Below are 15029 nucleotides of genomic sequence, written 5' to 3' on the forward strand. Positions count from 1 at the left end.
CCCATGTCCCTGACCCACAGTGAGCCGGACACCTACACCGGCTGGCAGCGCGAGAAGTCCGGGTTCATCGGCGAGTTGTCCGGGGTGGGCTTCGCGCTGATGGCCGCGGCCTCGGTCGTCGCCCTGGTCCCGGTCTACGCACATAGCTGGACCGCCGCCCTGGTGGCGCTGCCGCTGGCCGGCGTCCTGCTGCTGCTCGCCTACGGCCGGGTGATGGGCCTGGCCGCCGAGGAATGGGTGCTGCTGGCCGTCCGGCATCAGCTCGCCGTCGCCACCAAGCGAAACGTTTTCTACAGCGGGGTGTTCGCCCCCGCCGACAAGGAGGGAAACCAGCCGATGGACCTGCCCGGCGTGCTGGCGCGCCTGCGCATCCTCACCGCGCCCGACGGCCAGGGCGGCACGCTCGGCGTCGTCCACAACCCGATCGACAACACGTACACCCTCATCGCGAAGGTGACGTTCCCGGGCCTGGCCCTGGTCGACACCGAGCGCCAGAACGCCAGGGTCCGCCAGTGGGCGGCGTTCCTGCGCGGCCAGTGCAAGGAGGACGGCGTGGTCGTCCGCATCCAGGTGCACCAGCGGAGCCTGCCGGACGATGGCGAGGCGCTGCGGTCGTGGACCGTACGGCATGCCACCCCGGACGCCCCCGCCGCCGCCGTCCAGGCGCTGGACGAACTGATGGTCTCCGCGGGGCCGGCCGCCACGATCCGCGAGACGTACCTGTCGGTGACACTGTCGGCGACCCGCGCACGCCTGGCCGTGCGCGGGGCCGGCGGCGGGCAGGTCGGCGCGGCCGCCGTCCTCGTGCGGGAGTTCCACGCCATGCACGGCTCGCTCAGCAGCGCCGGCCTGCAGGTGGTCGAGCTCCTCGACCCGCGCCGGGTGGCCGCCACGATCCGCACCGCGTACGACCCCGAAGCGCAGCAGATGCTGGCCGCCCGCGGCGCGGCCGCCGAGGATGCCGCGTACAAGGGCGCGCTGCCCGGCGTCGACCCGGCCCTCGCCGGGCCGGCCGCCGCCGAGTACACCTGGGGCCTGTACCGGCACGACGGGGCATGGACGGTCACCTACCAGGTGCGCAACTTCCCGCAGTCCCAGGTGTACGCGACGTTCCTGCAGCCGCTGCTCAGGCCCCGCACGAACGCCCGCCGCTCGATGTCACTGGTGTACGAGCCGGTCGGCCCGGCCCGGGCGCGCAAGGAACTGAGCAAGGAGAAGACGAAGCGCCAGGCCGCCCGGTCGCTGCGGGCGAAGACCGGCCGGGCCGAGAGCGAGGACGAGCGGCGCGAGTCCGAGATCGCCCGGGCGCAGGACATCGCCCGCGCCTCCGGGCAGGGCGTGGTGCGCATGGTCGCGCTGATCGCCGTCACGGTCACCGACCTGGAGGAACTGGAGACGGCCTGTGCCGAGCTGCAGGCCGACGCGAGCGACGCCGGCCTCGAACTGCGGCGCTGCTGGGGCGCGCAGGACGACGCTTTCGCCGCGGCCGCGCTGCCGCTCGGCATGGGTCTGCCGCCGCGAAGGATGGCGATCTGATGGCCTTCCCCTTCCGCCGTGAGCGCAGCGACACCGCTCTCGAAGCGACCAAGGTCGCCGATCTCTTCGACCTGGCCGAGAAGCTGCCCGAGCAGCGCCAGCCCACCGCGCGGGAGCTGCGGCGGGCCCGCCTGCTGGAGGACCCGGCGACGGCGATGCGGATCGCCCCGAAGAAGGGATGGCACCAGCCCTACGCCGGCCGCGCTGCCTCGCACGCCAAGGCCGAAGTCTTCCGCGCCGACACCGGCCGGGCGAGCGGCATCTACCCGTTCCTGCACGCGGCGTCGCTGCCGCCGGTCGGCGCCTACATCGGGTTCAACACGCTGACGATGCAGGCGTTCAGCGCGCATCCGAGCGTGTGGGTGAAGGAGGGGCTGGCGACCAACCCGAACGTGATCCTGACCGGCATCCCCGGTAGCGGGAAGAGCGCGCACGTCAAGGCGCTGTGCTTCCGGCTGATGGCGTTTGGGCACCGCACGCTGATCGCCGGGGACGTCAAGGGCGAGTACGCGCGGTTGTGCCGGCACCTGGGGGTCGAGCCGGTGCGGCTCGGTCCCGGCCTGCAGGGCCGGCTCAACCCGCTGGACGCCGGCCCGCTCGGCGCGGACCTGCACCTGATCAAGGACGGCGCCGAGCTGCAGTCCCGGCTGACCGAGATCCACCGACGGCGGCTGACGCTGTGCAAGGCGCTGCTGGAACTGCAGCTCAAGCGGGTGCTGCTGCCGCAGGAGGAGGAGTGCCTGGACGTTGCCGTGCGCGAGGTGACCGGCGCGCTCGGCGGGGCCGGGCACACCCGTCTGGACACCCCGACCCTGCCGTCCGTGTACCAGGTCCTCAAGGACCCGACCACCGCCATGGCGCGGGAACTGCGCGTGCGCGGGAACGACGTGCAGACGGCCCGCGAGCAGATGGCCAGCATCCGCTCCGCCCTCGGCAGCATGATCTCCGGCCACCTGGGCGGTCTGTTCGACGAGAAGACCTCGGTGAGCCTGGACTGGGACGCCCCGATCCAGTCCGTCGACATCGCCGCCCTGCAACAGTACGGCGACGAGGTGGTGGCGATGGTGCTGACCTGCGTCTCCTCGTGGGCGCAGTCCGCCATCGACCGGCCCGGCCGGCCGTGGATCGTCGTCCGTGACGAGCTATGGCGACAGATGCAGTCCGGTGGCCCCTCCATGGTCCGCAAGATCGATGCCGACCTGAGGCTCAGCCGGGCGACCGGCACCATCCAGCTCCTCGCCACACACCGGCTGAGCGATTTCGAGGCGGTCGGCGCGGCCGGCTCCGAGGCGGTGGCCATCGCCAAGGACCTGATCGCGAGCTGCGAAACCCGCATCCAACTCGCCCAGGACACCAAGCCGCTGAACCTCACCCGCGAGGCGATCGGCCTCACCGACGCCGAGTGCGACCTGATCGGAAGCTGGGGCGCCGGCCAGCGAGGCCGCGCCCTGTGGAAGGTCGGACGCGGCGGCGGCTCACACGCCGTGCAGCTCCTACTCTCCCGCACCGAGAAGGAGCTGTTCGAGACCGACGAGAAGATGGTGATCTAGGACGGTGGGTTGGTTCGTGACTGCGGAAGAGATTGAGCCGAATCCAGGGAGTGAGCGCATGGTGCGCAGCGGACCGACGATGGCGGGGGCCTGAGGTGGCCTCGGACAACCGGGTGGACGACGGCACTTTCCTTGCGGGGCTGGCCGCCGGTGCGGTCGTTTCCCTGGGCGCGGTGTCGCTGGCGGCCGGTGCCCTGGCCGGGCTGTTGTCCGGGGGCGGTCTGCCCCGGATGACTGCGTCCGTGCCGCAGACACTGCTGCTGTCCGTCGTGAAGGGTCCGGCGTCGGTGTACCAACCGGCGCCGCCCGCCTGGCTGTTCTTCGCGGTATTCGGGCTCTTGGTCGTGCTGCTGACCGTTCTCGCCGGGGTGGTCGTGCGGCGCCTGGGCCGCCGTCGTCGTCGCTCGCTCGCGGGCGGTGCGACTTGGGGCGGGGCGAAGACCGAGAAGGAGATGGCCCTGCCGGAGAACCCGGCCGAGCGGCCGGACCGCATCACCGCCGGGCGGGGAAAGCAGACCAGGAAGGTCGTCGGCGTTATCGAGCGCTCCGCCTCGGCGATCGCGTTCGGCCCGCCCGGCTCCGCGAAGACCTCCGGCCTCCTTGCCCCCAACGCCGCGGAGTGGCAGGGCCCGGCGCTGGTAACCACCACCAAGGCCGCCGACCTGGAGGAGATCTACGCCGCCCGCAGTCACATCGGCCCGGTGTGGGTCATCGCACCTGCCGGCATCCCCGCGGGACCCTGGCGGACCGCGCACTGGTCGCCCGTCGACTACGCGGTCGACGAGGAGGCCGCGGAGCGGATGGCCGAATGGATGGCCGACGCGTCCCAGAAGGCGTACGACCCGAAGGCCGAGCCCTGGATGATCCAGGCGCGCGCCATCGTCGCCGGGCTGCTGCTGGCCGCCCGGATCTCGGAGGGCGGGATCGCGTCGTTCCGGCGTTGGCTCACCCAGGGCGAGGCGGCCGTCGACCACGTCCGTGCCCTCCTCGACGCCCGCTACCCGGAGGCGGCGCTGGACTACGCCCAGCCGTGGACGAACCTGCACGACGACGGCAAGGGCAGCGTGCAATTCACCATGAACGTCCTGGCGGCGACGTACCGCAGCGAGGGCATCCGGTCGGCCGCTTCGCGGACCGATTTCCGGGCCGAGGAGCTGCTGGCGAGGAACGGTACGCTGGTGCTGATCGCGGCGCCCTCGCAGGCCGACCGCTTCGCGCCGTACTTCACCTCGCTGATCGCTTCGGTCCTGCACGCGGCCGAGGCGCGGTACGAGAGGGTGGGCCGGCACCCCGACCGCACGCTCGGCCTGTTCGTCGACGAGGCGGGCAACTTCCTGCGCTACCCGAAGCTGCCGAACGTGCTGACCACCGGACGCGGCATGGGCATCGCCGTGCTGAGCATCTGGCACGACTACTCGCAGCTCGTCGCCCGCATGGGCCGCGAGGGCGCCAAGACCATCATCTCGGCGAGCACGCTGCGGTTGCTCCTGCCGGGGCTGGCGGACGACGAGACGCTGCGCTACATGTCGTTCCTGTTCGGCAAGGAGCTGGTGGAACGCACCGGCCACACCAGTGGGAGCGGCCGAGAGTCCACCTCGACCAACGTGGTGGAGTCCGACCTGTTGCCGGTCCACCAGTTGCGCGAGATCCCCGAGCACACCGCGATAGCCCTGTACTTCAACCGCCCGCCCATCCGCGTGCGCATGCGCCTGACCTGGCGCGACCGCGACGTCAAGGCCTGGTTGGCCCGGCCGGCGGCCACGTCGGTACCGCGACCGGCTCCGTCGCTCGAAAAGGCCAGGGAGGCCACCGATGTCTGATCCCTTCATCGGAATCACCGTCGTCCCCGGGCAGGCTTCAGGTCCGGTGGCCGAGGCCGCCCCGCCTCCGAGGCGGTGGGTCTGGTCGGCGATGACGCCCGCCGACCGGCAGCAACGTCTCCTCGAATTGGGGCAGTGGGTGGACTGGCTGATCGATCACCATCACCTGCACCGGAAGATCCCGCGCTGTTGGTACCGCGACGGCCACGAACCCGTCCTGGAGATCCTGACCGCCCTCTACCTCGGCTGGGTCCGCACCTACTGCGGAGACCCCGCCAAGGCCACCGCCCTCGGCGAGATCGCCTGGCTCAAGGAACTGCACCTGCTGACCCAGCACCTCGCTGCCCCGGCATGCGACGCGGGCCACCAGGCCCAGCCGCCGCGGCCGGGGCCGACCGGCAAAGCCCTGTCCGACTGGATCGACGCCAGTCCGGACCGGATTACCGCCGCCCCCTACCACCCGGCCGAAGCTGAGGCGAACCGCTTGGCCGCTGCCCTGCACGGGGCATAGGGGCACTGGGGACACCGCCCGGGCCTGACGGCGTGTGGGCGGTGCCCCGCTGTTCGCCTGCACCGCCCACACGCCCGCTCTACCGCGAAGCCCCGCCCCGGTCCTGCCCTCGGCTGGGCCCAGGCCCGTGCTGCTGGGACTGCTGGGACTGCTGCTGGACGGCCTGGGCCCGCTGAGCGTCCTCGGCGGCGCGCTGGGTGGGAGGCTGGGCCTCGCGTCTGCCCAGTTCCTGCTGAATCTGCCTGGCTGCGGTCTCCAGGCCAGCGGCGCGCAGGTGTGCGGTCTGTGCCTCGGTCCGGGCAGCGGCCAGGTTCCGCTCGCGCGCTGCGGTGGTACGCGCCAGCACCTCCGCCACGCTTCCGCCGGCCTCGTGCCAGGCCGCCAGAATGGCGTCGTCTTCGGGCGGAGGGCCGACAGCCCGGGCGCTGGACGCCGATTGCTCCCGGGCGGAGACCAGCTGCTGTTCGCCCTGCCTGGTGGCCGCCCGCAGATCGTCAAGCTGTTGTTCCAGGGTTTCGCGATCGGCTCCGCGTACAACCGGCAGGCCGAGCACGCCGCGCTCAGCCAGCTGCTGTTCCACCGCATCGGCCTGCCGACGGGTCCGCTCGACGTCGGCAGCCAGGTCTTTCACCTGGGCGGCGTCCCTGCGGGCCTGCAGGATGGCGTCCACCTGCTTGGCGCGCGCGGTGACGCGCTGTTCGGCCTCTCCGCCCGGAGCGATGGAGTCGGCGATCTCGGCCACTCGTGCCCAGGCCTGTGCCGCCTGTCCCCGGGCGGCGTCCGCTTGCTCGACGGTGTAGGCAAGCGTCGCGTTGAGGTCAGCATCCGGCACCTCCCTGTAAGGGGGGAGCGGGTCCGCTCCGGTGGCCGCCTGCTGTTCCTGGAGGCGGTCTCGCAGTTTCCCTTCCGTGTGACGCTGTTCAGGCGGCAACCCGGCCCGCCGGTCAGCCTCCGCGCTCGCCTGGGCGCTCGCGCGGATCGTGTCCTCGGCTGCCCACGCTGAGGGGCTCGCGGCACCCGGGTGGGATTCGTCCGGGGGCTGTCGGGTCGAGCTTTGGGAGGCTGCCGCAGCTGCCGAGACCTGCTGCGGGGCGACGTCGATCCCGGATCGAGGCGTGCGCCATGCCATGGGAGTGTCAGAACCGTGGATGATCCAGTCGGTGTCGCGGAAGTGAGATGAGAGAGCACGCCCGAGTACAGTCGCGTCGAAGGGCCCGCTGGACTCGAAGACACCCAGCGACAGCGGCCGTCCCAGTTTCACTTCCCACCGTGCCGCCCACGCGGCGAGCGCGGAGTGGGATCCCGTCACCGTCTGTTTGTCCAGGTAACCGTGGCCGCCCATGAAGTCGCCCGGGTATCGGTCGGACTGATGGGCAAGCCAGTGCGCGCGGGCTGCCCGGACCATAGCGGTGCTGTTGATGTCGAGGTCGAAGTCGCTGGGCTCTGACTCAAGACCCAACCGCCACATGGCATCGTACGGGCGGCGCAGGGGGCGGTCCTGACTGGTGCCGAACCACTCGCGAAGGTGCTGCGCAGCTGCGGGGTTGTCGGCCAGATCTTCTTCACGCGGCAGCATCTTGTGGATCCCGGAGAAGAACCCGGCGCCGGTTCCCTTGAGACGGATGTCGACTTCAGAGGGGTCGATGCCATCGCGCCCGAGCGCTTCCAGCATCTCCTCCCCGAATTGGCGGTAGAGCGTCGGCGTCATACCCATGGGCGCCTCGCCTGTGAGCATCCACTTGATCTGGACCGGGTTGATGCCCAGAAAGTCGAGGTCACGTTTCCTGATGGCGTAGCCGGAGTCGTCCCGAGGCCACCACTCAGGTATTCCCTCCTCGGCGCCGAGAACCCTCATAATTTGGCTGTCGAGCGGGTCGGTAGGGTCAAGCTGGGCTGTGATCGCGAGGGGGTGCCACCGACCGGCTGCGTCGGGGAGTGTGAGGACCGGCCCTTCCGGCCGGGCGCTGACCTGTCCCAGTTCAGTCTGCCGGACGTCTGGGCCGCCGAGCACGGTCGTGCTTGCCGCAGTTTGCTCAGTGTCGGCAGCCGGGGCGGCGCTGGTGAAGATGCCGTCCAACGTGACCCGGCCGTCCCCCGGGAGCGTCACCCATTCCTTCTGGCCTAAGTAACCCATACCGGTCATTGGGATGGACAGGATGTCCTTCGCCGGCTTGCGGTCGACGAGGATCACAGCATGGCCACCGCCGCGCTGCTCCAGCCAATCAGACACGATCTGGCGGTCCGACGACCAGCTCGCCAGCGGACGTTGACGTGCCTCGAAGGTGTCGCCGACGTTCAAGCCGAACCAGTCCGGCCGCTCCGATCCTCCCTGCCAGGCCAGTGCCCGGTAGGAGATCAGCTCCGTGATTCCCCGGCTGGCGAGAAGCTCCTGGGTCAGTTGGTACTGGCTGCGCAGGAAATCTCGTAGTGCGTTGCGGTTGTAGTCGAGCTCCAAGTCCACGGCGAAGCGGGTCTTGGGGTCCATCCGCCATTCCAGGACCTGGGTGAGACCGAATTCCTCCTTGGCGGCCTCCTGCAGGGCCAACACGCGCACGTTGTTGTTGGAGCCGTAGGACCAGGACCCCATCAGCTCGCTGACCGCGATCCATCGGACCAGCGTTTCGGCGCGCGGGTCGTCCATGCGCACCACCCTGTTCGGAGCGTGCCGGGGATCAGCCGGGTCCAGCTCGTCGATGTGGAAGATGTCTGCCCCCATTGAGGGGTATTGCTCGTTGTGGGGCACAAGGACGTAGCGGCCATCGCCCAGGCGGTGTCCCATGTCCGTACCGACACCCAGTCCAAACGCAGCGAGGACGAGCTCTGGTGTCGGCGACCGCATCCACTCGGCAAGGGCCTGGATGGCGATGGTCTTGGCCTGGGGAGTGTGGGTGATACGGCCGTCATCGGTCAGTAGCGCTTCGCTGATCCGCTGCTGGTCGGTTCGTTCCGGGGATCCCAGCGCCGACGCCAGGGGATGGTGCTGCCCCGCCCCCGCCTGGGACAGCACGACGTGTTCCCCGGGTGGCCGGGACAGGAGCGGCGCGGTGCCGACAGCGTGCTCCGTCACCCGGTCGAACCGTTCCATGACCGCGTCGAAGAGGTCAGGACGGCCCAGCTGCTCGAACAAGGCGTTCAGGTCGTCGAGTTGGCGGCGCATGATCGCGATGTCACCTGGGGGGATCGGGTTGTCCACCCAAGCGAAGACGTGCGGTTCGACCTGTCGGTAGAAGGTGCGCACGAAGGGGTTCGCGGCGTCGGGGACCAACCCATGCGAGGTGGCGCCGACACCGTTGCCGACCGCGATCAGGCCTTGCCCTGCGCCCAGGAGGATGTGGTCGGCATTGATGCGGTGGGTTGCGGTCAGGGCATAGTGCAGTCCGAGGAACACGCCGTCGCGGGTTGAGGGTGCCCCACGCTCGTCCAACCCACTTAAGCCCTGATCGCGGGTCGGCTCACCGGGCATGTGATCGGTGTACACGCCACGGGGCCCCACCGGGTGCGACAGCGGGACTCGGGCGCCAACTGCTCGGCCGACATACGCATCGAGCACCTTGATCCTCGCGTCCTCGGACCGGGCGAACGACTCGTACACGGCCCACGTGCCGTCCTCGAAGTTGACCAGCTCCCTGTTCTCGAAGTCACTCCCATGGTCGAGCACCACCGTGTCAACCACACGGGCGCCGGTAACTGGGTGTGCCGGAAGCGCAAGCGCCCCCGGGACATCGGCGCGCGGCTCCCCAGCCAGCACTGTTTGCAGCTCGGCTTGGACGCTCGTCCAGCTTGCAACGAACCCAGGGTGGAGATCCATGTTCTGGATCTCGGCCAAGGGAACCCAGGCCACTGCAACAGACTCCCCCGCGACGGGCTGGACTGTGATCAGCCGATCGACGGTGGCGATCACGGTGTCGTACGACCATCCGCCATGATCGTCTCGAACAACCCGCTCAACACGGACTTGGGCCGGATCCAGGTCGCTCTCCTCAACGGCTTCGCGGACGGCTGCGTCAGCCGCAGACTCGTGGCTGTCCCGCGCGCCACCGAGCAGCGCCCAGGTGCCCCCTTGGTCGGTGTCCGCGCCCCGCTGATGCATGAGCGCGTAGACCTCTCCGTCCGCAGCGCGGTGCACGAGCAACAGCCCGGCTGCGCCGAAGCGGCCCCAGTGCGCGTGTCCCTGAGCGCAGTTCACCCAGCCGTCTCCCAGCATCGCGGGCAGCGAACGTGCCCAGCTGCGAACGCCCCCTTCGTCGACCGGCTGTTCACTCATCACAATCCCCCCTCGCTGATTCGTTCTACAGTTCCGTGGCTGTCCGACGCGCCCTCTACCGCTTGCGGCCCGTCAGGCCCCACGCAGGAAGGACTCGGCTTGACGACGGAGTTTCGCCGGCGCCGCGGGCCAGGCAGGGCTGCGCATCACCTCTCGCAGCTTGATCTCCTTCACCTCCCGGGGCGCGTCCCTCCGCAAGCCGATGTGTGACCACATCTGACTCAAGTCGTCGTACGGGAGGTCCCACGCAGGACCGAGCGTGGATTCCGGCGCGCCGACCGGCTCCGAGGGCACGATGTGGACCTCGTCGGCACTGGCAGCGGGAGTGATCTCGACCAATGCGAGACCAAACCGTTCGACGGTGCCTCGGAGCAGAACCCGGTAGTCCTCGACAGTGGCAGTCGAGGGTGGTTCCCCGTCGAAGAAGAGGCTGAACACCCAACCAGACGTGCCGGTACGGGCGAGGTCCAGGATGAGGCGGGTGGCAGTGTCACTCGCCAGAGCTCGGTGAGCGACACTCTTGGTCGCCCCGGGCCCCTCCGTACGAGGGGTCCGTTCGAGCTGGAGTACGCCGAGCAGTTCCTGGAATTGGTGCGAAGTCAGGTCTCCGTGGGAAAGCACTCGAAGTGCGGGCCAGAGCATGGTGAAGGCTCCTTCATCGGTCAGGCGACCAGAGGAATGGTGTGGCAGCAGACAGCTGCGCCAGGACTTACGCTTGCGGTCCCAGGTAGATCGGATTGCTCCAGGCCCGTCGCCCAGCCGCGTCCTCGGCAGTGACTCGGCAGTACCCGCCCGCGAACATCGCTACAGGCAGCGAGCAGTCCGTGAGGTCTGTGCCTTCGAGAACCTGTTTGCCCGGCTTGCTCCCGGTGATCAGCACCTTGCGTACCGGCGAAGATTTCACCGAGATCTGGTCGTTGCTCAGCTGGATGTCGTGTAGTTCGGGCCCAGAACTCGAGTAGTAGTGGCCTGCTTTGAGTGCCGCGAGGAGCGCCTCCGGGCGGAGCGACTCCGAGCGGACTTGGACCCAGGCTGCACAGGCTGGTGGATCCTGGGGCTGGAAGTGCGAGTCGTCTGCAGCGTAGGCACTCAGTTTGTGACCGCGGTTGAGCATCACGTCGGTCAGGTGCCAGCTGTCGCCCCGGTCCTCGTAGGCGGACAGCGCGTTGTAGACCTCGACCGCGTGTGCCGCATCCAGGCTCTCCGCGTCGGAGAGGGTGAGGAGCGATGCGGCAGGGTGGGCCATCCCGATGAACGCGCCAGCGGTTCGTGCGCGGCGCGCTAGCTGCGGGCCGGTCTCTCCGGGCCCGGGAGGAGGGAATCCGAGCGGCAACCCCACGGCGAGGATGTGCCACTCCGAAGAAAACTCAGTGCTTGGGCCGTGCAGCTCCGCGCCAAGCAGTGTGGTGAACCCGGGGGTTCGTAGCGGTCGGGTGTCTGTCAGTGGGAACCCGTGCTTGGCGCGGAAGTGGTCGGTGATTGCCAGGAAGTCGTAGCCAGCTTCACGGTAGTGGGCCACGGTCTTCTCGGGTGACAGGGCGCCATCGGACTGGTTGGAATGTGCGTGCAGATTACCGCGCCAGAAGCGGCCCGGCTGATTGAAGGGTGGTTCGGTCACGCTATCCCCTCGTGGGCGTGGTCGGGGCGTCCGCCCCGTCGGCCTGTCCTGTCGCCACCGTACTGGTTCCCCCTGTCATCCCGGCGACTGCGACTGCGTGGGCGAACGCAGCACCACCGTAGCGATAGGGGCGGGGCGGGGGCGGCTCCATCGCTTCGGTGGTGAGGCGGCGGGCAAGGTAGTCGTCGTCCTGGAGGGTGTTCTGGGTGAGGCCAAGCTGGGTGCCCTCGCCCGTTCTGGCGAGCGGCAGCTGGCCGGAGATCGAGATGCAGCAGGGGGATACGGTCTTCGTCGGGCCGGGCCACCGAATCGACCCTCTGCTGTGCCGGTTCGGACAGTCCTCCCGGTTCCGGGGCTTCGAGGTGGAGACCCGCCGCAACTACGCGACCGACATCTGCCTGCTGCTCACTTTCCTGTCCGCCCCCATCCACCAGAGATTGTCCACGAACCGTCGGGGCCCCGGGTTGCGCAACCGGCGGTCTACGGACCGTCGATCCCGATCACCGTGCCGAAGGGGTCGATCAGCTGGGCGATGCGGCGCCCCGGCTCGATCCGAAGCGGGCCACGGTGATGCGAGCAGCCGGCCGCGAGCAGCCGTTCCCGTACCTGGTCCACGTCGTCCACCGACCAGTACACGATCGGGCTGCCGCCCCGCGGGTTGCGCTCGTCGTCAGCGGGGTGGAAGCCCAGCTCGACCCCGCCGCGCTCCACCCAGGCGTAGACCGCGCCCGCGTCGCTGACCTCCGTCTTGACCGGCATGTTCAGCAGGTCGCCCACCCCCGGGCCAACGCCTCGGGATCGAGCGCGAAGACCATCACCGTACGGATGCTCCTGAACAACGCAACCTCCTTGCTCGTCATCACACCGTCGTAAGGCCCGCGTACCGCGCGGCGTCGCAGAGCGGAATCGGGCCGACGTCGAGGGCCGGGCAGCCTCGGCGGGGCCGCGCACCTCCCCAGGGTGGGGTTTCAGCGGTCCGAATCGCCGTGCGTCCGGTCGAACCACTGGATGAACTCGTAGACCGTGCCGATCCGGGCGACGCGTTCATGCAGGGCTTTCTGGTCGTGGCCTGGGACGAACCAGCCGGTGGTGGTGGTTACGCCGCAGCCGCAGGCGCAGGCCTTGGTGTCGTGGGCGGAGTCGATGTAGGTGACGGGGTTGCGCACGGACGCCGGGACGGGAGAGGACTTGCCGACGTAGCTGTCGTGGACGGGGTGGCCGGCAGGAAGGACGGTGCCTTCCACGGCCCGGCGGCCGCCGGGGACCTGGACGAGCCGGTCGATCTCGACCGCCTGGCGGACGACGCCGTCGGCGGCGAGCAGCAGGTAGCGCTCACGGTCGGCCCTGGCCCCGAGGACCCAGGCGCCGCGGCCGGCCTCGTAGGTCTGCTCGTCGCTCATCCCCGGCTCCCAGCCGATGCGGCTGCGCCCGAGGGGGTCGTCGGTCTTGGCTGCGGCGCGGGGGCCCAGCTTGATGTGGATCATCCATCCTCCCGACACCTGGCTCTGCTTAGCGTCAAGGGTATTCGACGTTATGCTTCCCCTCAGAGCGCGGATAGTTGCTACTCCTTACCGCCTCATCTATCAACTATTCGGGGTGGAGTGGAGCGATGGTGCGCGAGCAGCGGGAGGCTGTCCCGGCAGTCCTGTCGGAGGCCGAGATCAGCCGGGTCCTGAGCGGGGTGATCCTTCCGTCCTGGGCCGGTGGTGCGGTGCCGCAGGAGGAGCCGGTGGTGCTGCTGGTGGCCGGCCCGCCCGGCAGCGGCAAGACCACCCTCGGCGACCTGTTGATGCCGGTCCTCGGTCGGCGCGGCGGCGCGGTGCGCGTCGGCGCGGACCTCTACAAGAGCGCGCACCGGCACTACGAGACGCTGCTGGCGAAGGATGTGCGCACCGCAGGCGTCGGCGTGCGGTCGGACACCCGGCGTTGGCAGGCCGCCGTGGAGGAGTACGTGCGCGCCCATCGGCTGGACGCGGTGGTGGAGACCGCGCTCGCCAATCCGGACGAGGCCCGGGCCCAGGCGCTGGCCTACCGGGCGGCCGGGCACCGGATCGAGGTGATCGCCGTGGCATGTGCCCTGGCCTGGAGCCAGCTCGGTGTGCTGGAGCGCTACCTCGGCAACGCCGAGGGGGCCGGGCGGTGGGTGTCGTGGGCCAACCACGACGAGTGCGCTCGCCAGTTGGCCCGGACCCTGGACGTGCTGGAGGAAGAGCGCCTGGTCGACCGCGTCATGGTGGTGCTGCGCGGCCTGGAGCCGCTCTACAGCAACGAGCTCATCGACGGGACGTGGGTACGGCTGCCCGGCGCGGCGCGGGCGGTGAAGGCCGAGCGGGCCCGGTGGTGGGACGCGGTGGAAACCGCTCGCTTCCGCCGGTCCCTGACCGGCACCGAGCGTGCCCTGGTGCGGGCGGAGACCCGGCTTCCTGCCGACCGGGTGCTGGCCGTCGTACGGGACGCGGAGCGGTGCTCCGCGCTGGCCGAGCCGGTGCGCCGAACCGCCCAGCCGATCCCCGGGCCGCCCGGCGTCGACTACCACCGGTTGTCCGCCGACGAACACGAGTGGACGTATCTGAACCTGATCGTCCCGGACCTCGGGGAGATCGCGGCGCAGGAGCGGCCCGTCGTCGTGTACGTCATGGGGGCACCTGGCGCGGGCAAGACCCAGGCGACGATGATGGTGCGCCGAGCGCTGCGCGAGCGGCGGCCGGTGTGGATCTCCGGCGGGATGTTCAAGGCGGCCCACCCTGATTACTTCCGGCTGCTGCGCGAGCATCCGCGCACCGCCTCCGCCCGGATCCGCGCGGACTACAAGGCGTGGCAGGCCCGGGCCGAGGCGTACGTGCGGGAGCGGCGCGCGGACGCGGTGATCGAGATCGCCCCCGGCAGCGCGGACGCCTTCCTCGCCGATGCCGCCGCGTGGCGCCGGGCCGGGTACCGCGTCGAGCTGCTGGTGCTGGACGTGCGCGCGGCCGACAGCCGCCAGGGCACCGCCCTGCGCTACGCCGAGGTCAGCCGGGGCGGCACCCGCCCGGGCCGGTTCACCACCGCCAGCGGGCACGACCGGTGCCTGGCGGCGGTGCTGGAGTGCGTCCAGGCCGTCGAGGAGCAGCGCCTGGTGGACCACCTCAGCGTGGTGCGGCGCGATGGCACCGCCGTCTTCCGCAACACGCTCGGCCCCCACGGCCGGTGGACCGGTCCGGCCGGTGCCGCGCTCGCCGCCCGGGCGGGGCAGGTCCGGCCCTACACCGAGCAGGAGGCCCGCCGGTTCCTCGCCCACCAGCGCGAGCTGCGCATAGCGCTGCCGCAGTACCGGCGGGACGTCGACGCGATCACCCGCCTCGCCTGGCCGTTGCTGCCGCCCGCGCTCCAGCCCGGCCAGCTCGCCTTCACCCCGCCCGCCGCGCTCCCGGCGCGGCGCTCCTACGCGCCGTTGATCTCGCTGAGCCTGGCGTCGTAGAGGGCCTCGATCCGCTCCAGCTCCGCCCCGGTCATCTCCGGAAGCTCGCGCAGCACCCTGGTGATGGCGGCACGCACGGCCAGCAACTGCTCGACGCGGTCCGGGTTGGGCCCGGGGCGCTGGCGTTCGGCGTGGATCTGCTCGGTGTACCAGGCCGCGACCGTCTCCATCTTCTCCGCGATCCGATAGAGGAGACCGTAGTCCCCGGTGTCTTCCGGCGTGCCGGAGCCGGTGTCGGCCGGAGAGGGGTCGGGGAGTTCAGGGTCGTGCACG

At 70.3% G+C, this 15029-nt stretch carries 11 protein-coding genes; 5 read left to right on the top strand and 6 right to left on the bottom strand.

The features are described from left to right. Positions 1-3 precede the first annotated feature (3 nt). The 4 genes from J5Y04_RS31030 (at position 4) to J5Y04_RS31045 (ending at position 5417) form a co-directional block, all read left to right on the top strand. Positions 4-1536 carry an SCO6880 family protein gene (locus J5Y04_RS31030; RefSeq protein WP_245205792.1) on the top strand — a complete coding sequence of 511 codons (1533 nt, stop codon included), beginning with the start codon at positions 4-6 and terminating at the stop codon, positions 1534-1536. Next, entirely contained in the window at positions 1536-3086 is a 1551-nt protein-coding gene (locus J5Y04_RS31035; RefSeq protein WP_209415722.1) for a type VI secretion protein, read from the top strand. The genes J5Y04_RS31030 and J5Y04_RS31035 overlap by 1 nt, the downstream gene beginning before the upstream one ends. Before the next feature lie 113 nt (positions 3087-3199). Continuing rightward, on the top strand, positions 3200-4906 hold the full coding sequence (locus J5Y04_RS31040; protein WP_209415723.1) for a type IV secretory system conjugative DNA transfer family protein: 1707 nt from the start codon (positions 3200-3202) through the stop codon (positions 4904-4906). Then, positions 4899-5417, top strand: a complete 519-nt coding sequence (locus J5Y04_RS31045; RefSeq protein ID WP_209415724.1) for a hypothetical protein — start codon at positions 4899-4901, stop codon at positions 5415-5417. Before J5Y04_RS31040 ends, J5Y04_RS31045 begins: the two co-directional genes overlap by 8 nt. A gap of 79 nt (positions 5418-5496) precedes the next feature. On the opposite strand, the gene J5Y04_RS31050 is transcribed toward J5Y04_RS31045, so the two are convergent. The 5 genes from J5Y04_RS31050 to J5Y04_RS31070 all read right to left on the bottom strand — a co-directional run bounded on the left by J5Y04_RS31050 (position 5497) and on the right by J5Y04_RS31070 (position 12783). After that, positions 5497-9681 carry an NUDIX hydrolase gene (locus J5Y04_RS31050; protein WP_209415725.1) on the bottom strand — a complete coding sequence of 1395 codons (4185 nt, stop codon included), beginning with the start codon at positions 9679-9681 and terminating at the stop codon, positions 5497-5499. Between the two features lie 72 nt (positions 9682-9753). Next, positions 9754-10119: a hypothetical protein gene (locus J5Y04_RS42305; RefSeq protein WP_245205793.1), complete on the bottom strand. Its 366-nt coding sequence runs from the start codon at positions 10117-10119 to the stop codon at positions 9754-9756. 271 nt (positions 10120-10390) lie between these two features. Beyond that, complete coding sequence (locus J5Y04_RS31060; protein WP_209415727.1) at positions 10391-11299, bottom strand: CehA/McbA family metallohydrolase; 909 nt, start codon at positions 11297-11299, stop codon at positions 10391-10393. 480 nt (positions 11300-11779) lie between these two features. Next, positions 11780-12076 carry a VOC family protein gene (locus tag J5Y04_RS31065; protein ID WP_245205794.1) on the bottom strand — a complete coding sequence of 99 codons (297 nt, stop codon included), beginning with the start codon at positions 12074-12076 and terminating at the stop codon, positions 11780-11782. A 191-nt stretch (positions 12077-12267) separates the two neighbouring features. Next, complete coding sequence (locus J5Y04_RS31070; protein ID WP_209415728.1) at positions 12268-12783, bottom strand: hypothetical protein; 516 nt, start codon at positions 12781-12783, stop codon at positions 12268-12270. Between the two features lie 125 nt (positions 12784-12908). Here J5Y04_RS31070 and J5Y04_RS31075 point away from each other — a divergent pair, with 125 nt between their 5' ends. Then, positions 12909-14756 carry a zeta toxin family protein gene (locus J5Y04_RS31075; protein WP_209415729.1) on the top strand — a complete coding sequence of 616 codons (1848 nt, stop codon included), beginning with the start codon at positions 12909-12911 and terminating at the stop codon, positions 14754-14756. On the opposite strand, the gene J5Y04_RS31080 is transcribed toward J5Y04_RS31075, so the two are convergent. Continuing rightward, positions 14720-15028: a hypothetical protein gene (locus tag J5Y04_RS31080; protein WP_209415730.1), complete on the bottom strand. Its 309-nt coding sequence runs from the start codon at positions 15026-15028 to the stop codon at positions 14720-14722. The two genes, J5Y04_RS31075 and J5Y04_RS31080, sit on opposite strands and share 37 nt — an antisense overlap. Between the last annotated feature and the right edge of the window lies 1 nt (position 15029).

The sequence above is a fragment of the Kitasatospora sp. RG8 genome (assembly GCF_017813315.1).
GTDB lineage: Bacteria > Actinomycetota > Actinomycetes > Streptomycetales > Streptomycetaceae > Kitasatospora.